Annotated in this window: 19 protein-coding genes; 3 read left to right on the forward strand and 16 right to left on the reverse strand. The window is 71.2% G+C overall.

The window, feature by feature from the left end:
- Window positions 1-16: 16 nt before the first annotated feature.
- Window positions 17-841, forward strand: a complete 825-nt coding sequence (locus OG707_RS18230; RefSeq protein ID WP_329119532.1) for a diacylglycerol kinase — start codon at window positions 17-19, stop codon at window positions 839-841.
- A 9-nt stretch (window positions 842-850) separates the two neighbouring features.
- Here the strand turns inward: OG707_RS18230 and OG707_RS18235 are convergent, their stop codons facing one another.
- Window positions 851-1,345: a GbsR/MarR family transcriptional regulator gene (locus OG707_RS18235; RefSeq protein ID WP_329119534.1), complete on the reverse strand. Its 495-nt coding sequence runs from the start codon at window positions 1,343-1,345 to the stop codon at window positions 851-853.
- Window positions 1,346-1,400: 55 nt separating this feature from the next.
- Here OG707_RS18235 and OG707_RS18240 point away from each other — a divergent pair, with 55 nt between their 5' ends.
- Both OG707_RS18240 and OG707_RS18245 read left to right on the forward strand, forming a co-directional pair.
- Window positions 1,401-2,330, forward strand: coding sequence for an ABC transporter ATP-binding protein (locus OG707_RS18240; protein ID WP_329119536.1), 930 nt, complete (start codon window positions 1,401-1,403; stop codon window positions 2,328-2,330).
- Complete coding sequence (locus tag OG707_RS18245) at window positions 2,327-3,958, forward strand: ABC transporter permease (RefSeq protein WP_329119538.1); 1,632 nt, start codon at window positions 2,327-2,329, stop codon at window positions 3,956-3,958. The genes OG707_RS18240 and OG707_RS18245 overlap by 4 nt, the downstream gene beginning before the upstream one ends.
- 20 nt (window positions 3,959-3,978) lie before the next feature.
- Here OG707_RS18245 and OG707_RS18250 read toward each other — a convergent pair whose 3' ends face one another.
- The 15 genes from OG707_RS18250 to OG707_RS18320 form a co-directional block, all read right to left on the reverse strand.
- Window positions 3,979-5,208: a cytochrome P450 gene (locus tag OG707_RS18250; RefSeq protein ID WP_329119540.1), complete on the reverse strand. Its 1,230-nt coding sequence runs from the start codon at window positions 5,206-5,208 to the stop codon at window positions 3,979-3,981.
- A 50-nt stretch (window positions 5,209-5,258) separates the two neighbouring features.
- Window positions 5,259-5,921 carry a response regulator transcription factor gene (locus OG707_RS18255; protein WP_329119542.1) on the reverse strand — a complete coding sequence of 221 codons (663 nt, stop codon included), beginning with the start codon at window positions 5,919-5,921 and terminating at the stop codon, window positions 5,259-5,261.
- Window positions 5,918-7,234: a sensor histidine kinase gene (locus OG707_RS18260; protein WP_443071347.1), complete on the reverse strand. Its 1,317-nt coding sequence runs from the start codon at window positions 7,232-7,234 to the stop codon at window positions 5,918-5,920. The genes OG707_RS18255 and OG707_RS18260 overlap by 4 nt, the downstream gene beginning before the upstream one ends.
- Before the next feature lie 94 nt (window positions 7,235-7,328).
- Entirely contained in the window at window positions 7,329-8,171 is an 843-nt protein-coding gene (locus tag OG707_RS18265) for an alpha/beta hydrolase family protein (RefSeq protein WP_329119544.1), read from the reverse strand.
- Window positions 8,172-8,212: 41 nt separating this feature from the next.
- Window positions 8,213-9,361 (reverse strand): kynureninase, encoded by a 1,149-nt coding sequence (gene kynU, locus OG707_RS18270; protein WP_329119546.1) that lies wholly within the window; start codon window positions 9,359-9,361, stop codon window positions 8,213-8,215.
- Window positions 9,354-10,193, reverse strand: a complete 840-nt coding sequence (locus OG707_RS18275) for a tryptophan 2,3-dioxygenase family protein (RefSeq protein WP_329119548.1) — start codon at window positions 10,191-10,193, stop codon at window positions 9,354-9,356. The genes kynU and OG707_RS18275 overlap by 8 nt, the downstream gene beginning before the upstream one ends.
- A 122-nt stretch (window positions 10,194-10,315) precedes the next feature.
- Window positions 10,316-11,143 carry a DUF3152 domain-containing protein gene (locus OG707_RS18280; RefSeq protein WP_329119550.1) on the reverse strand — a complete coding sequence of 276 codons (828 nt, stop codon included), beginning with the start codon at window positions 11,141-11,143 and terminating at the stop codon, window positions 10,316-10,318.
- A 193-nt stretch (window positions 11,144-11,336) separates the two neighbouring features.
- Window positions 11,337-11,753, reverse strand: a complete 417-nt coding sequence (locus OG707_RS18285) for a DUF3151 domain-containing protein (RefSeq protein ID WP_329119552.1) — start codon at window positions 11,751-11,753, stop codon at window positions 11,337-11,339.
- Between the two features lie 50 nt (window positions 11,754-11,803).
- A complete protein-coding gene (locus tag OG707_RS18290; protein WP_329119554.1) occupies window positions 11,804-12,967 on the reverse strand; it encodes a MalY/PatB family protein in 1,164 nt (387 codons plus the stop codon).
- Between the two features lie 71 nt (window positions 12,968-13,038).
- Window positions 13,039-14,061: a class II fructose-bisphosphate aldolase gene (gene fbaA, locus OG707_RS18295; RefSeq protein ID WP_329119557.1), complete on the reverse strand. Its 1,023-nt coding sequence runs from the start codon at window positions 14,059-14,061 to the stop codon at window positions 13,039-13,041.
- A 188-nt stretch (window positions 14,062-14,249) separates the two neighbouring features.
- Window positions 14,250-14,795: an orotate phosphoribosyltransferase gene (gene pyrE / locus OG707_RS18300; protein WP_329119559.1), complete on the reverse strand. Its 546-nt coding sequence runs from the start codon at window positions 14,793-14,795 to the stop codon at window positions 14,250-14,252.
- Window positions 14,796-14,805: 10 nt separating this feature from the next.
- Window positions 14,806-15,594 (reverse strand): aldose epimerase family protein, encoded by a 789-nt coding sequence (locus OG707_RS18305; RefSeq protein WP_329119561.1) that lies wholly within the window; start codon window positions 15,592-15,594, stop codon window positions 14,806-14,808.
- 24 nt (window positions 15,595-15,618) lie between these two features.
- On the reverse strand, window positions 15,619-16,428 hold the full coding sequence (locus OG707_RS18310; protein WP_329119563.1) for an SRPBCC family protein: 810 nt from the start codon (window positions 16,426-16,428) through the stop codon (window positions 15,619-15,621).
- A gap of 41 nt (window positions 16,429-16,469) precedes the next feature.
- Window positions 16,470-18,026, reverse strand: coding sequence for a polyamine aminopropyltransferase (locus OG707_RS18315; RefSeq protein WP_329119565.1), 1,557 nt, complete (start codon window positions 18,024-18,026; stop codon window positions 16,470-16,472).
- A 36-nt stretch (window positions 18,027-18,062) separates the two neighbouring features.
- Complete coding sequence (locus OG707_RS18320; RefSeq protein WP_329119567.1) at window positions 18,063-18,599, reverse strand: DUF2617 family protein; 537 nt, start codon at window positions 18,597-18,599, stop codon at window positions 18,063-18,065.
- Window positions 18,600-18,634: the final 35 nt, after the last annotated feature.

The raw sequence follows: 18,634 nt of genomic DNA on the forward strand, positions 1-18,634 counted from the left end.
CCGAGGAAGGACCGAGGTGTCGGATCACGACCAGCTGCTGGTGGTCATCGACCCGGTCGCCCGCCGTTTGGACGGCGAGTCCGTACGGATCGCGAAGGATGTGCTGTGTGCCGGCTCGGAGGCGAAGATTTGCCTGCCGGCCGGGAATGAGGAGTTCGCGCGGGCGCTCGCCCGCAGGGGCAGTAGGCGGCTGGTGGTGGTCGGCGACGACCGTGCCCTGATGAGAGCGGTCGGGCTGCTGCACCGGGAGCGCGGGATCTCCGGCGGGACCAGGGAGAACGCCCTGTCGCTGGTCCCGGTCGGCGCGGTGCCCGCACTGGAGCTGGCGCGCTCGCTGGGGGTGCCGACGGGTGCGGTGGCGGCGGCCCGGGCGGTTCTGGACGGTGTCGTACGGCGCCTGGACCTGCTGGTGGACGACAGCGGCGGAGTCGTCCTTGGCGACCTGCGGATCCCGGCGATCCCCGGGACGGTGGGCGCCTCCTCGGAGGCCGCGTCGCCGTCCGTGTGGAGCGCGTGCCGTTCTCTCGTACGCACCCTGGTACGGCCCGCGCCGCCCACCGCGCCCGCACCCGCGCAGCGGCTGCGGGTGGAGGCGGACGGGGTGGTGGTGAGCGATCTCGACCGGCCGGTGGCCGGGATCTCGGTGCGCTCGTACGGCGGGCGGGCCGAGGTGGTGGTGCGTACGGCCGCGGGCGAGCGGCTGACCGCCGGCGCGACGGCAGCGGTGACCGTCTCGGGGGCGGACTTCCGCTACCGGGCGGACACGGTGGTGGGCGGTCCGGTCAGGACCCGCACGTGGACGGTGCGGGCCGGGGTGTGGGGCCTGACCCTGCCGTCGTAACAGCGCTTCTCAGTCGAGGTCGAGGGTGGCGCGGTGGGCCTGCCAGCGGTCCATCATCTGGTGCATCTCGTGCTGCAGGAAGTCGAAGAACGCGGCCGTTTCGGCGACCCGGGCCCCGGCGGCGCTGTCCGGGCCGAGGGTCTCCGCACCCTCGCGCAGCATCTTCTCCCAGCGGGTCAGGAGCTGGTCGCGGCGGGTGAACGTCTCGTACCAGAGCTCGTTGTGCAGCACGTAGCGGTCGCGGCGCGAGCCCGGTTCGCGCTCGCGGGCGACCATCGAGGCCTGCGAGAGATAGCGGACGGCGCCCGAGACGGCGGCAGGGCTGATCTGCAGCGCGAGCGCCAGCTCCGCCGAGGTCATCGCCCCGTCCTTGGACGCCAGGAGCGCCGCGAAGACACGGGAAGCCATGCGCTGCATACCGGCCTCGGCGAGCTCCGAGGCGAAACGCTCGACGAAACGGCCGACCGCTTCCGGGTCGGGATCGGTGATCTTCTCGGCGTCCATGTTTCCCAACTTTACATGCTTCACAAATTCGTGAAAATACTGTAGCTTCAAAAACATGACGAAGGCAATCACCGTCGCCGGACTGCACAAGTCGTTCGGGCGGACGCACGCGCTGGACGGCCTCGACCTGAGCGTCGAGACCGGTGAGGTCCACGGCTTCATCGGGCCCAACGGCTCCGGGAAGTCCACCACCATCCGGGTCCTGCTCGGACTGCTGCGCGCCGACTCGGGCGCGGCACAACTGCTCGGCAAGGACCCGTGGAACGACGCGGTGGAGCTGCACCGGCGCCTCGCGTACGTCCCCGGCGACGTCACGCTGTGGCGCAATCTCAGCGGCGGCGAGGTCATCGACCTCTACGGAAAGCTCCGCGGCGGCCTGGACTCCGCCCGCCGGGCGGACCTGATCGAGCGCTTCGAGCTGGACCCGACGAAGAAGGGCCGGACGTACTCCAAGGGCAACCGCCAGAAGGTCGCCCTGATCGCCGCCTTCGCCTCCGACGTCGACCTGCTCATCCTCGACGAGCCCACATCCGGACTCGATCCGCTGATGGAGGGCGTCTTCCAGCGCTGCGTGGAGGAGGAGCGCGACCGCGGGCGGACCGTACTGCTCTCCTCGCACATCCTCAGCGAGGTCGAGACGCTCTGCGACCGGGTCAGCATCATCCGGAAGGGGCAGACGGTCGAGACCGGCTCTCTGAGCGAGCTGCGCCACCTCACCCGTACCGCCGTCACCGCCGAACTGGCCAGTGCGCCCAACGGACTTGCGAAGCTGCCGGGAGTCCATGACCTCGCCATTCGGACGATTGAGGGGGGTCAGGGCAACCGGGTCAAGCTCCAGGTCGAGAGCGACAAGCTCGACGCCGTACTGCGCTCGCTCGCCACCTCGGGCGTACGTTCCCTGACCAGCTCCCCGCCCACGCTGGAGGAGCTCTTCCTCCGGCACTACGAGGCCGACACCACGGCCGGAGCGGGGGTGTCGCGATGACAGCCGCGACGCTCACCGCACCCGCCCCCAACTCCGCCCCAAGGCCGGCCGGATCGGAACAACTGGCAGGAACCGGGACCCTGTTGCGGCTCGCCCTGCGCCGGGACCGGGTCATGATGCCGGTGTGGGTGCTGGTTCTGGGCGGCTCCTTCGCCTCTGTCGCGCGCTCCTTCGGGACGCTGTACGACACGGACGCCAAGCGTGACGAACTGGCCCGCTCCATGAGCGGCAACAGCTCCCTGCGCGCGCTCTACGGACCGGTCTTCAACGACTCCGTGGGCGGTCTCACCACCTGGCGCATGATCGGTTTCGGGGCCGCGCTTGCGGCGGTGATGAGCTTGGTGATCGTCGTACGGCACACCCGCGAGGAGGAGGAGACGGGCCGTCAGGAGCTGCTCTCCTCGGCCATGGTGGGCCGCCGCGCCCCGCTCACGGCCGCACTGCTCGCCGCAGCCGTCGCCAATGTCGCACTGGCCCTGGTGATCACCGCAGGGATGGCCGGATCCGCCGGCTCCGCGGGCAGCGCGCTCGCGCTGGGGCTGACCGTCGCGGGCGTGGGCATGCTCTTCGCCTGCACGGCGGCGATCGCGGCCCAGTTCACCGAGAGCGCCCGTCTGGCGAAGGGGCTGACGGGCGCGGCCATCGGGGCGGCGTTCGTACTGAAAGCCGCCGGGGACGCCTCGTCCACGGACGGCTCGTCCGTCCTGACCTGGCTCTCACCGCTCGGCTGGGCCGAGAACGTCAAGGCGTACGCAGACGACCGCTGGTGGGTGCTGCTGATCCTGCTCGCCGCCATCGCCGCGGAGGCGGTGATCGCGTACACCCTGGCGGGCCGCCGCGACCTCGGCATGAGCTTCCTGGCGACCCGCCCCGGACCCGCGCAGGGCAGGCTCGGCACGGCGGGCGCCCTCGCCTGGCGACTGCAGCGCGGCAGTCTCTACGGCTGGACCGCCGCCTATCTCGTCTGCGGGGTGGTCTTCGGCGGGATCACGACCGGTGCGGCCGACCTGGTCGGCGACAACGAACAGGCCCGCGAGATCTTCGAGCGGATGGGCGGACAAGCGGGTCTCACCGAGGCCTTCCTCGCCACGATGGTGAACATGCTCGGCCTGGTCGCGGCCCTGTACACCGTCGCCTCGGTGCTGCGTCTCCACAGCGAGGAGACCGCTCAGCGCGCAGAGCCCGTGCTCGCGAACGCGGTGGGCCGACTGCGCTGGGCGGCAGGACATCTGGTCATCGCCTTCGCCGGGGCTGCGGTGCTCATGCTGGTGGGCGGCGCCGGGCTGGCGATCGGTTACGGGCACGAACTCGGCCCCGTCCTCGGCGCCTGTCTGGTGCAGCTCCCGGCGATCTGGGTCATCGGCGGGATCGCGGTCCTGCTGTACGGCGCCCTCCCCAGGGCGGCGGCAGCGGCCTGGGGAGCGGCGGGCCTGGTGCTCGCCCTGGGGTGGATCGGCCCGGCGCTGAACGTGCCCCAGTGGCTCATGGACTTCTCCCCCTTCGGCCACCTCCCGAGCCTGCCCGGCACGGCCATGACCTGGACCCCGGTCCTCCTCCTGGCGGCCATGGCGGCGGGGCTGGTCACGGCGGGGCTGGCAGGACTCCGCCGCCGCGACCTGACGAACTAGCACTGGAACGAGAACCAGAACTAGACCTCGACCAGAAGCTCCTTCAGCCCCCGGATCACAAAGCCCGGCTTCCACTCCGGTTCGGACACGAGCCGGAGCTCCGGGGCACGGCGGAGCAACTCGCCGAAGGAGGCGGCGAGTTCGATACGGGCGAGAGGGGCGCCCAGGCAGTAGTGGATACCGGCACCGAAGGTGACATGGGGGTTGGCATGGGACGGGCGGGCCAGATCGAGGGTGGCGGGGTCGTCGAAGACGGCCGGGTCGTGGTTGGCCGAGCCGAAGAGGAGGGCGACTTCGGAGCCCCGGGGGATGTGGACACCGTCGAGCTCGATGTCTTCGAGGACCCAGCGTTCGAAGAGCTGGAGCGGGGTGTCGTACCGCATCAGCTCCTCCACAGCTGTGGACAACAACCGCTGCGGCTCGGCTCGGAGGCGGGCGAGCTCCCCGGGGTGCCGGAAGAGGGTCCACCAGCCGTTGGCCGTGGTGTTCACGGTCGCCTCGTGGCCCGCGTTGAGCAGCAGGACACAGGTGGAGATCATCTCCTGCTCGCTGAGCCGGTCGCCCTCGTCATGGGCGGCGATGAGCGCGGAGATCAAGTCCTCGGTGGGGTCCTTGCGCCGGGTGGCGATCAACTCCCGCAGAAAGGCGGAGAATTCGAGGGAGGCGCGGACGGCACGGGCCGCGGTCTCCTCGGACGGGTTCAGCTCGTACATTCCGCAGATGTCGGCAGACCAGGGTCGGAGCATGTCGCGGTCGGCGCCCTCCGGTATCCCCAGCATCTCGGCGATGACGGCAACGGGCAGCGGCTCGGCGACAGTGGAGAGGAGGTCCCCTCCACCGTTCGCGAGGAGCTCGTCGACGAGTCCGGCGGCGAGCCGCTGAACGGTGGGGGTGAGGTTCTCGACCGTACGCACGGTGAACGCCTTGGAGACGAGCCGCCGGATACGGGTGTGGTGCGGGGCTTCGAGGTCGAGGAGCCCGTTGTCGTTCAGGGTGTGGAAGGGCTCGTGGGAGGCCGGCGGAGGCGTCCGCCCGAACTCCTCGTGGCTGAACCGGTGCAGATAGGTCCGCCCGAGCCGCCGGTCGCGCAGCAGCGCGCTGACGTCGGCGTGGTGGGGGATCAGCCACTGCCCGGTGGGCGCGAAGGGGAGGGCGCGGCCTTCCGATCGGAGCGTTTCGTACGACGGGTAGGGGTCGGCGACGAAGGAGGGCGACCAGGGGTCGAAGGATGTGGCAGAGGCAGCGTCCATGAACGGACGCTAGCTCCCGTTCGGTGGCGCTGACCAGGGGGTACGGACGGTCACCCCGGCCGCACCAGCCCCGTCTCGTACGCGAACACCGCCGCCTGAGTCCGGTCGCGCAGGCCCAGCTTCACCAGGATCCGCGAGACATGCGTCTTGATCGTGGACTCCGCCACCACCAGCCGCGACGCGATCTCCGCATTCGACAGGCCCTGCGCGATCAGCACCAGCACCTCCGTCTCGCGCTCCGTCAGCTCCCCCACCTGCGCCGGCGAGGACAGATGCCGCGGCGAGTCCGAAAGCTTCGTGAACTCCGCGATCAGCCGCTTCGTCACCGTCGGGGCCAGCAGCGCCTCCCCCGAAGCCACCACCCGCACCCCCTCCGCCAGTTGGCGCGCCGACGCGTCCTTGAGCAGGAAGCCCGACGCCCCCGCCCGCAGCGCCTGGTACACGTACTCGTCGAGGTCGAACGTCGTCAGGACCAGCACCTTCGCCGACGCGTCGGCCGCCACGATCTCCCGCGTCGCCTCGATGCCGTTCAGTTCGGGCATCCGGATGTCCATCAGGACCACGTCCGGACGCAACGCCGCGACCTGCGCGACCGCACCCCGCCCGTCGACCGCCTCCCCCACCACCTCGATGTCCGGCATGGCGTTCAGCAGCACCGAGAATCCCTCGCGGACCATCATCTGGTCGTCGACGATGAGGACCTTGATCGTCATGCCCGTTCCTCCGGAGCCGTGGGCGCGCTCACCGGGATGAAGACCGCGATCTCGTACCCGCCGTCGTCCGTCGCGGCCGCCGTCATCTCCCCGTTCAGCATCGACACCCGCTCCCGCATCCCCGTGATCCCGTGCCCGGCCCCCGGAGAAGGCTTCACCAGACCCCGCGCCGGACCGTTCACCACGCGCAGCCCGAGACCGCCCAGCACATACGACACCTCCACCCGCGCCCCCGCCCCCGGCGCGTGCCGCAGCACGTTCGACAGGGCTTCCTGCACGATGCGGTACGCCGACAGCTCGACGCCGGGCGGCAGTTCACGTACCGCACCCGTGACCGTCTTCTCCACCGTCATCCCCGCGTCGCGCACATTGCCGACCAGCCCGTCGAGTTCGGCGAGCGTCGGCTGCGGGGCGTCCGGCGCCTCGTAGTCCTCCGCCCGTACGACACCGAGGACCCGTCGCAGCTCGGTCAGGGCCGCGACCGCGTTCTCCCTGATGACCTCGAAGGAGCGGGTCAGCTCGGGCGGCGGGTTCTCGACCCGGTACGGGGCCGCCTCCGCCTGGATCGCGACGACCGACATGTGGTGGGCGACCACGTCGTGCAGTTCGCGCGCGATGGTGGTGCGCTCCTCGAGCAGCGTGCGCCGCTCGCGTTCGACGACGTTCACCTGCCGCTGGACGGTGACCTCCCGCTTCGCCTCGCGGCGGCTGGTGATCAGGGTGGTGACCAGCAGGGCAAAGCCCGCCGCGACCAGGAAGGGCGGGGTGTTGGAGCTGAATTCGTCGGAGGAGACGCCCTCGGCCACCGACCCGTACGCCGCCGTGATCAGCCACATCCAGGCCGCCGTACGCGCCCGGGTCCGCGCCGCGACCACCGTCATCACGATCAGGTGCCCGCTGATGGCGGCAGGCGTCCACGGCGAGCCGACCCAGGAGTCGGTCAGGGCCATCAGCGCCGGCGCGGAAGCCAGCGATATCCACCAGGCGCCCGCCGGCCTGACCAGCGTCATCAGCACGGCCACCGCGGGAACGAAGGCCACCAGGGCGTAGGTCGAGTCGCCGCCGTTCGTCGTGTACGCGATGACCAGGGTGATGAAGGCGGCGGCCAGGACCAGCGCGTGCGGCAGCCAGCGGGCCCGGTCACGGGCCCGCTCCGGAAGCCTCCTGGTCAGCGGTCCGTCCATGCGCATCGGCGCCAGCGGACGGTAGGCGAAGGGGTCCTTGAGCAGGTCCTCGCGCAGTCCCGCCACGGCCCCCAGGGCCAGGCGGAACTCTGGGCTGCGAGCCTTCATCGACTCGGTTGTCTCGGTCACGTACAGAACGGTATGCGGCCGAGCGGGTGACGTCGTCAGCACTGATACGGATCCTGCGGGGTCCCCCTCAGGTACTACCCGCTCCTACCCGCCCCTACCAGGCCAGCTGCGCGATCTCCTCCGCCACCACCGCGCACGCGTCCGCCGCCGGGTCGATCAGCGCGAAGTGGGCGACCCCGTCGAGCAACGTCAGCCCGACCACCTCGCCCTCCTTCGCCGCCGCGTCCACGAACGCCTCGCTCACCTGCATCGGAACCGTCTCGTCGAGCCGCCCCTGGACGACCGCGGTCGCGATCCCGGTCGGCAGCAATGCCGACGGGTCCGCCCACTCGTCCCGGCCCTCGGCCCCCAGGAACGCGTCCACCGCCCCGTCGCACACGTCCAGCTCCCGCGAGCGCGCGAAGTGCGCGATCGGCGCGAGCGCGACCACCCCGCGGAAGGGCGGCGTCGTCCGGTGCCAGGGCGCCTCGGGCGGCAGCACCTGCCGGGCCGCCGCCCACAGCGCGAGGTGCCCGCCCGCGGAGTGCCCGGTCAGGACCGTACGGCGCAGGTCGGCGCGCGGCAGATGTTCCCGTACGAGAGCGGGCAGCGCGTCCAGCGCCGCCGCCACGTCGTCCAGGGTGTCGGGCCAGCGGCCCGCGCTGCCCTCCGCCTCCCCGCCCCGCCGGTACTCGACGAGGGCCACACCGAAGCCGCGCCCGGCGAGAAACGCGGCGAAGGGCGTGAGGTGCGCACGGTCGACGCGCTGCCGCCAGGCCCCGCCGTGCAGGACGACGACGAGCGGCACGAGCCCCTCGCCGTCGCCGTCCTGCCCGCGCGGTGCGTAGAAGTCCACGAGCTGGTCGGGGTGTTCGCCGTAGGCGGCGGTGGCATCGGGCTCGACGGCGAGATGCGAGAAGACCGATTCGGCCTCGGCGGCCTCGGTTCCCTCGGACATGGTGCTCCAACTGTTCGTGGACCAAACGGGGTTCAGACTAGCTACACCAGCTCCGCCAGCACCGCAGCGGCCCTCTCCGCGTCGGCGAAGCCCACGTACAGCGGGGTGAAGCCGAAGCGGAGGATGTCGGGCTGCCGGAAGTCGCCGACGACGCCGCGCGCGATCAGCTTCTTCATCACCGCGCCCGCGTCGGCGCAGCGCAGGGAGACCTGGCTGCCGCGTTCGGCGTGGGCGGCCGGGGTGACCGACTCCAGGGTGACGAGCTCCAGGAAGAAGTCCGTCAGGGCAAGGGACTTGGCGCGTACGGCCTCGATCGACACCCCGTCCCAGACGTCGAGCGACGCCTCCAGAGCCAGCATCGACAGGATGTCGGGCGTCCCGACCCGGCCACGGACCGCGCCGTCGGCCGGCGTGAAGTCCGGCGTCATGCCGAAGGGGTCGGCGTGCGAGTTCCAGCCGGGGAGCGGGGAGTCGAAGGAGGCCTGGTGGTCGGGCCGTATGTAGAGGAAGGCGGGCGAACCCGGGCCGCCGTTCAGGTACTTGTACGTACAGCCGACGGCGAAGTCCACCTCGTGCTCCGCGAGCCCGACCGGCAGCGCGCCCGCGCTGTGGCAGAGGTCCCAGACGGTCAGCGCCCCCGCCTCGTGCGCGGCCGCCGTGATGGCGGGCAGGTCGTGGAGGCGGCCGGTGCGGTAGTCGACGTGGTTGACGAGGACGGCTGCGGTACGCGGCCCGATCGGATCTCCGGGGGTGTACGGCACCATGCGCCTGCCGGTCATCCGGGCCGCCGACCCGGCGACGTAACCGTCCGTCGGGAAGGTGGTGGCGTCGACGAGGACCTCGTCGCGGGACGGGTCGGCCAGGCGTACGGCCGCGACCAGCGCCTTGAAGACGTTGACGCTGGTCGAGTCGCCGACGACGGTCGTGCCGGCTGCGGCACCCACGATCGGGGCGATCCTGTCGCCGATGCGCTCGGGCGCGGTCCACCAGCCCGACTCGTCCCAGGAGCGGATCCGCAGCTGCCCCCACTCGCGCGCGATGACGTCGGCCATCCGCGCGGGGACGTGCTTGGGGAGGGCCCCCAGCGAGTTCCCGTCGAGGTACACGACGTCGTCGTCGAGGGTGAACAGCTCGCGGCACTTGGCGAGTTCGTCCGCGGCATCCAGGGCCGCTGCTCGGGTCTCAGACATGACTGCGCGCCGTCCACAGCTCGGGGAACACGTTCTTCGTGGCGCGCTTCTCCAGCCAGGACACCCCGGCGGACCCACCCGTGCCGACCTTCGAGCCCATCGCCCGCCGCGTCGCCACCAGATGGTCGTTGCGCCATCGCCAGACCAGTTCGCCGACATCGGTCAACGCCTCGCCGAGGCGCACCAGTTCGGTGTCCTGGTCGGGGGCCGCGTAGACCGCCGTCCACACCGCCTCGACCTCGGGCGAAGGCTCGTACTTCTGCGAGAGGTCGCGGTCCACGACCGCCTCGGGGATCGCATGGCCGCGCCGCGCGAGGAGGCTCAGCACCTCGTCGTACAGGCTCGGCTCCTGCAGCGCCTTCTCCAGCTCCGCGTGCACCCGCGGCGCGCCCCGGTGCGGGACCAGCATCGACGCGGACTTGTCGCCGAGCAGGAACTCCATGCGCCGGTACATGGCGGACTGGAATCCGGACCCCTCGCCGAGCGCGCTGCGGTAGGCGTTGAACTGTCCGGGCGTGAGCTGCGCGAGCGGCCGCCAGGAGGCGTTGAGCGACTCCAGCTCGTACGTGGAGCGCTTCAGCGCGGCCATCGCGGTCGGCAGGTCGTCGCGGCGCAGCGCGTGGGACGCGGTCTCCCACTCGTGGACGATCACGGTGAACCACAGTTCCATGACCTGGGTGGTGACCAGGAAGACCATCTCGCCGGGGTCGTCCGAGCGGAGGTGCTGGAGGTGGGTGAGGACGTCGGCCTGGACGTAGTCCTCGTACGGGGTCGTCCCCGCGAAGTCGAGATGCGGGGCCTCTTCGGGCGCCCCAGGGGTCACGTCGGACATCACTGTCTCCTTGCACATGTGTCCGGGTAGCGGTCCGCCCCTTCCAGTAGGTGATGGAGCCCCGGTCCCCACCCGAATCATCCGTGGCCGGGGGCGGTAGGGCAAGCGCACATGTGTCCGGATCAGGGGACGGTCGGGCCGGTGATGTAGGTCCCGTCCGTGGCGTACGGGAAGGCGTTCGACCTGCAGCCGTCGAGGCCCTTGATCTGCTGCTGCATCACCGGGGCGAGCTTTCCGGGGCCCGGGCAGGCCATGTGCATGTGGATGCCGATCTGGTGGCCGACCTCGTGGTTGATGATCAGGTGCCGGTACTCGGCCGCGGACCCGTTGAACTGCGGCGACCCGAGCTGCCAGCGGCGCAGATTGACCACCACACCGTCCGCGGTCTCGCAGTTCAGCTCGCCGTGGGTGTGCAGCCCGAGCGACTCGAGGCAGAGGCGGTCGGCGGTGGCCGGGGTGGCGATACGGATGATGAAGTCGCCCCCGGTGGCGACCAGTTGGAAGGTGCCGCGGCCGTGCGCGGCCCAGCCGCGCGGGTTGGCGAGGATGGTCTGGATCTCGGCGGCGGCCTCGCTCGCGGAGACCCCGGAGCCGTCCTCGACCTGGACGCGGTAGCGGCGCAGGGGGCCCGAGCCGACGGGGCTGCCGTGGGACTGGGCGGTGGTGAAGGTGCCGGGGCCGGAGGCGGGGACGGTGGTCTTCTTGGGCGTGGTTCTGGGTGTCGGCTTCGACTTCGCCTTCGCCTTGGAGGCGGCAGGGGTCGGAGTGTCCGAAGGGGACGGGGGCGTGAGCACCACGTGGTCCGCGATGCCCACGGCGTCCGAGCTCCGGCCGTCCCAGGCGGCGAACGCGGCGCCCCCGGCGAGTGCGAGCACGGACAGCAGGCAGCCGATCAGCAGGGACCGGACGAAGGGACGCCGATCTCGTCGAACGGCTCCACGCTGGCCCACGACAGACTTCTCCCTGCTCCGAGCTGGAGTTGGGGGGAGAGGTGTGGGGCCTCTGTGCCAGCAGTGAATGTACGGTGCAGGTGATCATACAGAGGGCCCGTACACCTGTACGGGCCCTGATGTACGCGTTCTGTCACAGCCCAGGCGTCACAGGCGCCTCAGCCGTCACAGCCCAGCGATCACAGCTCAGCCGTCACAGCCCGAGCGTCTCCGCAGCGGTCGCCGACGAGTCCCGCAGGAAGGACGAGCAGCGCTCGTACTCCTCCTGCTCACCGATCGCCTGCGCCGCACGCGCCAGCGCGTGCAGGGCGCGCAGGAAGCCGCGGTTCGGCTCGTGCTCCCACGGCACCGGGCCGTGGCCCTTCCAGCCGGAGCGCCGCAGGGCGTCCAGGCCGCGGTGGTAGCCGGTACGGGCGTACGCGTACGACTCGACGGCGTTGCCGCGCTCGAACGCGTCGTCGGCGAGCTGGGCCCAGGCGAGCGAGGACGAGGGGTACTTCGCGGCGACCTCGGTGGGCGCGGTGCCGGCCGCGAGCAGTTCGCGCGGCTCCGGGTCGTCGGGCAGGTGGGTCGGGGGCGGGCCCCCGAGCAGGTCTTGGTGGATAGCCATGCCCCCAGTCTGCCTGGCCGCACGGCCTACCGGGACCCGGGCCGCCGCCCTCAGGCCGCCAAGCCCTTGAGCCTGCGCAGCGCCCGTACGAGAGCATCCGTGCCCGCCTCCGCCTTGGAGCGCGGGCAGCCGACGTTCAGCCGTACGAAACCGTCCGCGCCGTAGACCGAGCCGCGCATGATCGCGACCTTCTCCGTCTCGACGAGCTCCCGCTGGAGCTCCCCGTCGTCCACAGCCAGGGGACGGAGGTCGATCCAGGCGAGATAACCGGCCTCCGGCGGCTGCCACCCCAGCTCCGGGAAGGCCTCGCCGAGCCGGTCGGCGACCATCGCGAGGTTCCCCGCGGTGTACGCCCTGACCTGGTCCATCCATGCGGCGCCCTGCCGGTACGCGGCGATGTGCGCGGTCAGCGAGAGCACGGCGGGCGAGGCGAGCCCCTCCCCCGTCTCCATCCGCCGGATGTACGCGGCCCGGTCTTCCGGGTCGCCGATGATGCCGTAACTGCCGGTCAGCGCAGGGAAGTTGAAGGACTTCGAGCCGGAGGTGATCACGGCCCACCGCCCCGCCCCGTACCGCGTCCAGGGCAGATGTCGGTGCCCCTCATGCACGAAGTCGGCGTGGATCTCGTCGCTGATGACGGCAGTTCCGTACCGCTCGGCGAGGCGGGCGAACGCGGTCAGTTCGGCGTCCGTCCACACCTTCCCGGTGGGGTTGTGCGGCGAGCAGAGCAGCAGCACCTTGCTGTCGGGCCGGGCCAGCTCCCGCTCGAGAGCGCCGAGGTCGCCCACCGGAACACCGCGCAGTTCGCGCCCGAGCCCGGCTATCGCCTTCGTGAAGCCGTCGTACGTGGGCGTGTGGACGACCACCCCGTCACCGGCCTCCGTCCACATCTGCAGCAGCTGGGAGAGCTGGTTGAGGACGGACGGCCCGTAGACGAGCCGCTCCGGGTCGAGCTCGGTGTCGTAGCGGCTCGCGTACCAGTGGCGTATCGCCTCCCGGAACTCCCCGAGCCGCCAGTCCGTGTACCCGAACACCCCGTGCGCGACCCGTTCCTGGAGCGCGGCCAGCACCTCGGGCGGCGAGGCGAAGTCCATGTCGGAGATGGTGAAGGGCAGCAGCCCGTCGACGCCGAACCGGTCGGCCACACCGTCCCACTGGACGGACCACGTACCGGTCCGCTCTATCGGGGTGTCGAAGTCATAAGTGGTGGTCATGGCTGCCCGTCCGAACATGACGCGGGCCCGGCACCCCAGAGCGGGGTGCCGGGCCCGTCGTACCCGACTGCTTACTTGATCTTGGTGCCCGTGGAGCGCAGGTTCGCGCAGGCCTCGGTGACGCGCGCGGCCATGCCCGCCTCGGCGGCCTTGCCCCAGGTGCGCGGGTCGTACAGCGACTTCGTGCCGACCTCGCCGTCGACCTTCAGGACCGCGTCGTAGTTGCGGAACATGTGGTCCACGACCGGACGCGTGAAGGCGTACTGGGTGTCGGTGTCGAGGTTCATCTTCACGACGCCGTTCTCCAGCGCGGTGGTGATCTCCTCGGCGGTGGAGCCGGAGCCGCCGTGGAAGACGAAGTCGAACGGGGAGGCCTTGCCGAACTTCGCGGCGACGCCCTCCTGGAGGTCCTTCAGCAGCTCGGGACGGAGCACGACGTTGCCCGGCTTGTAGACGCCGTGCACGTTGCCGAAGGAGGCGGCCAGCAGGTAGCGGCCCTTCTCGCCCAGGCCGAGGGCCTCGGCGGTACGGATCGCGTCCTCGACCGTGGTGTAGAGGTTGTCGTTGATCTCGTGGCTGACGCCGTCCTCCTCGCCACCGGTCGGGGTGATCTCGACCTCGAGGATGATCTTCGCGGCGGCGGCCTTCGCGAGCAGCTCCTGGCCGATGGCCAGGTTGTCGGCGAGGGTCTCGGCCGAGCCGTCCCACATGTGGGACTGGAACAGCGGGTTGAGGCCCTTGGCGACGCGCGCGGCGGAGACCTCCAGCAGCGGGCGCACGTAACCGTCCAGCTTGCCCTTGGGGCAGTGGTCGGTGTGCAGCGCGACGGTGACGGGGTACTTCTCGGCGACGATGTGCGCGAACTCGGCCAGGGCGACGGAGCCGGTGACCATGTCCTTGTTGTACTGGCCGCCCAGGAACTCCGCACCACCGGTGGACATCTGGATGATGCCGTCGCTCTCGGCCTCCGCGAAGCCGCGCAGCGCAGCGTGCAGGGTCTGCGTCGAGGTGACGTTGATGGCCGGGTAGGCGAACTTGCCTGCCTTCGCCCGGTCCAGCATCTCGTTGTAGACCTCGGGGGTTGCGATGGGCATCTGTCCGCTCCTTGGCTATGTGCGGGTGTGCGTTGCGGGTCCCTGACCTGGGGGCGACGTCATCGTCGGGGCCTATCTTTCCAGACTCTTGGGCTTACTCCACCTGGCAGATACGCCGAGGGGGTGGCCGTTTCACGTGAAACGGCCACCCCCTCGACGTATGCGCAGGTCAGAGGTGCTTCAGAGCCTTACAGCCCCAGTTCCTTCTGGCCGTACGCGAAGAGGTACGGGACCCCCGCACCCTCGGTGATCTTCGCCGCGGCGCCCGTGTCGCGGTCCACGATGGTCGCCACCGCGACCACCTCGGCGCCGGCCTCGCGCGCCGCCTCGACGGCGGTCAGCGGGGAGCCGCCGGTGGTGGAGGTGTCCTCGACGATCAGGACGCGGCGGCCCTTGATCTCCGGGCCCTCGATACGGCGCTGCATGCCGTGCTGCTTGGCGGCCTTGCGGACCACGAAGGCGTCCAGCGTGCGGCCGCGGGCGGCGGCGGTGTGCAGCATGGCGTCGGCGATCGGGTCGGCGCCGAGCGTCAGCCCGCCGACCGCGTCGAACTCCAGGTCGGCGGTGAGGTCGAGCATGACCTGCCCGACCAGCGGGGCGGCGGCGCCGTCCAGCGTGATCCGGCGCAGGTCGATGTACCAGTCGGCCTCGATGCCCGAGGAGAGGGTCACCTTGCCGTGCACGACGGCCTTGTCCTTGATGTGCTGCAGCAGATCAGCGCGTACGTCAGTCATGGCTAAGAGCTTAGAGCCGCCGCCACGACCAGGTCGTCGCGATCTCCAGGGGGTCGATCGGGGTGACCAGGCGCGGGAGGGTGTTGAGGCCGTTGGGCGGGCCCGACTGGGGCTCGACGCAGACGGCCTCGGCCTGTTCGTCGTAGACGACGACCCACTCGGCGCGGCTCTTGACCTTGAGCTCCAACTGCTCGGGCCAGGTGAGGGTCACGTCGACGCCGTACGGCATCCCGAAGCAGTCGTCCCAGGGGCCGGGGAGCGGGTCGATGCGACGGCCGGTGGGGAGGTGGTCGTCGCCGCGCTCCTCCTGCCAGTCGGCGGTGAAGTCGATACGGACGTCCTCGCCGCCGAGGTTCCTGTTGAACCACGGGTGCCAGCCGGCCTGCGCGGGGAAGGAGTCGTCGTACGTCTCGACGCCCAGGGCGACCGTGACGGAGTCCTCCGTCAGCTCGAAGGTCTGGGTGACCCGGCCGGGGTACGGCCACGGGTCGGTGAGGTCGTAGGTGAAGGCCGCCGCGGTCTTCTCGAGACGGGCCGTGCGCCAGGCGGTGTTGCGGCCGGTGCCGTGAATGGCGTGCGGCGGGGAGTTGAGCGGCATCTGGTGGCGCTCGCCGCCGTTTCTGAACTGGCCGTGCTCGATGCGGCCGCACCACGGGACCATGGGGAAGCAGCCGTACTTCTCCCCCTGCCGCAGGAGTTCGGTACCGCCGATCCGGAGGCTGCTGATACGGCAGCCGTTCTCGGGGTTCACGGTCAACTCGACGTCGCCGGCCGCCAGCCGGACCTCTTCGCTACTCACACTGCGACAGTACCCACCGGGTGCCTACCGGCGCCGCCGCAGGGCACGCCCGACCACGACCGCCGAGGCGAGCGCGAGGGCCGCCGCGGGGGCCGCCCAGCGCAGGGTCGCGGAGGCCGTCGCCGATGCGGGCGGCGGGACCGGGGCATACCGGCCGCGCGGCGGGGCGTGGTCGACCTCCTCGGCGCTGCGGCCGATCATCGTGCGGCGCGCGTGCGCGGCCTCGGCGGGCTCGTCGTCGTGAGGCATGTCCACGGGCAGGTCGAGCGGCTCGAACTCCACCTCGGCCAGGGCGTCGAGGGAGGGCGGCGGGACCTCGGTCTCGAACACGGAGGTCGGAGCGGCAGCCTCTTCGGGCGCAGCCTCCTCGGGTGCTTGCGGCTCCTCGTGGGTCACCGCCGGCTCGTCCACCGGTTCCGCGCCGAGGCGGTCCGCGAACCGGTCGAGGAGTCGCTGCGCGGAGGCCAGTGCGGACGCGTCGTCGAGCTCGGCGAGCCGGCCCTCGCCCCGGGCGGTCCCGGCGAAGGTCAGCGTCGTACCGCCGTCGGACGCGCTCAGACGTACCGTCAGCGACAGCTTCACCACACCGGATCCGCGTGCCTCCGTGCCCTCGCCCTCGACGGCGAAGCCGCCGTCCTGGGCGCCGATGCGCAGGGCGCCGCGGTAGGTGATCGTGTGGCCGCCGACCCGGACCTTCAGCCGCCCGGCGAGCGGACCGCTGTCGCCGTCGGCGTCCTGCTGGAACCCTGGGACGCAGCGTGCGACACGGGCGGGGTCCGCCAGGACCCGTCGGAGGGACTCTGCCGGAACCGGAACGAACACCTCATGCTCCATGAGAGCCGAGCCTACTCAGACGCGCCGCACACGTCAGCGCTTTAGCCCCCGTAACGCGGGTGCACCAGGGTCGAAGCAGGCAGGTTGAGCGGTTTCGTCACCACCGGCGACCAGGCCGCGGTCCGCTCGGGTCCCAGGCTCGGCCGCGTACGGGAAGCGAGCACGAAGCCCCAGTCGCCCGGCGCACCGCGCGCCCCCGAGGCCCGGTCCGGGCCCGCCGTGAAGCCGGAGAGGCGGCCCGTCGCGCAGTACGGGAGGGGGTGCAGGCCCGCCGAGCGGAGGGTGGCGACCACCGTCCAGAAAGTGTGCGGGCGGGCCCCGACCGCGCCCGCGTGGACGGCGATACGGCCGCCCGGGGCCAGGACCCGGCCCGCGAGCCCGTAGAACTCCTCCGAGTAGAGCTTGGTGCTCGGGGTGATCCCGGGGTCGGGCAGGTCGGAGATCACCACGTCGTACGCCCGGTTCCGCTGCCCCGGCGAGCGCAGCCAGGTGAAGGCATCCGCGGTGACGACGTGCAGCCGCGGGTCGCGGTACGCATGCGCGTTCAGCGCGGAGAGCGCCGGGTCGGTACGAGCGAGCTTCTCGACCCCGGGGTCCAGCTCCACCAGCGTCAGCGACCGCACGTCCCCGTACCGCAGCACCTCCCGCGCCGCCAGACCGTCCCCGCCGCCCAGGATCAGCACCCGGGCGTGCGGTCCGCGCATCGCCGGGCGGACCAGCGCCTGGTGGTAGCGGTGTTCGTCGAGCCCGTTCACCCGCAGCCGGCCGTCCAGGAAGAGGTCGAGGGGGCCGCGCTCGGACCCCGTCAGCACCACTTCCTGCACCTCCGTCTGGACCGCGACCCGCACATGCGCCCCGTACACCGCACGCCTGGCCGCGTCCTCGAAGTCCCCGACCTGGGCCGTCGCCGTGGCGAGCACGGTCAGCACCGTGACATTGGCCGCGATCAGCCACCACCGGGAGCGGGCCGTCAGATCCCGCCGGAAGAGCCAGAGCACCAGCGCCCCGCCCGCGACCGCGTTGACCGTGCCGGTCAGCAGAGCCCCCGTCAACTGGCCCAGCATGGGCAGCAGAAGGAACGGAAAGGCCAGCCCCCCGACCAGCGCGCCCACATAGTCGGCCGCGAAGAGGTCGGCGACCGCACCGCCCGCGTCCTGCCGCGAGACGCGCTGGATCAGCGTCATCAGCAGCGGGATCTCGGCGCCGATCAGCACCCCGATGGCAAGTGAGAAGGCCACCAGCGCATAGCGGGCGCCGCCCAGCCAGGCGAACGACGCGTACAGCACGAGCGCCGAGGTGCCGCCCACCAGCGCCAGCGCTGCCTCCACCAGGCCGAATCCGACCGCGGCCCGCAGGCGCAGCCGTTTCGCGAGGAGCGAGCCGATGCCCATGGCGAAGACCATCGTGGACAGGACCACCGAGGCCTGAGTGACCGAGTCCCCGATCAGATACGAGGCGAGGGCGACCAGCTCCAGTTCGTACACCAGACCGCACGCGGCACAGATGAAGACCGTCGCGAGCACCAGCATCCGGCCGGTCGCGGGCGTGACGGACAGCCGTGCACCCTGGGTCTCGGGGGACACGGACCGGTCGATCATGATGGGAACGCTACGTTACGAAACTCTCACGACGTGTCACCCACAAGGGTGCAATGCGGGTGCGGCAGGCGTGCGCGCCCCGATCCGGGTACGCGTCACCACCAGCTGCCCCTCCTGCGGATACGCATGCCAGGTGCGCCAGGTCACCTGTCCGTCGCGGCGCTGCGCCAGCATCGCCGTGAACGCGTGGGGCGAGCCGGGAAACGTACCCGCAAGTCCGTTCGGATGGTCGGCGACCAGCGCGAGGAGCTCCTGCGCGCGCCCCCCGAACGCGCCCGGCGAGAGCGTCTCGACGCACGCTGCGAACTCGTACTCCCAGCCGCCGACGCTCTTGGCGACGCCCAGCGGTAAAGGGGTGCTGCTCCCGGGGATACAGGCGACCGTCTCGGAACAGATGCCGTTGTCCTCCTCAAGAAGTACCTGGTGGGAGGCGCCGAGCAGCCTCATCTGCAGCTTGGCGCCGGCCAGTTCGAGATCGAGTGTGGCCAGGGCGGGCAGCGGCTCCCGGCCCAAGGCCCAGGCCAGGTCGGCGGCGCGCGTGTCGGTGTAGGCGGTCTTCAGGGTCGTGAGCATGGGTGGGCTCCGCAAAACACACGTGTAGCGGGGTG

The organism is Streptomyces sp. NBC_01465 (assembly GCF_036227325.1).
In the GTDB taxonomy this organism is placed as follows: Bacteria; Actinomycetota; Actinomycetes; order Streptomycetales; family Streptomycetaceae; genus Streptomyces.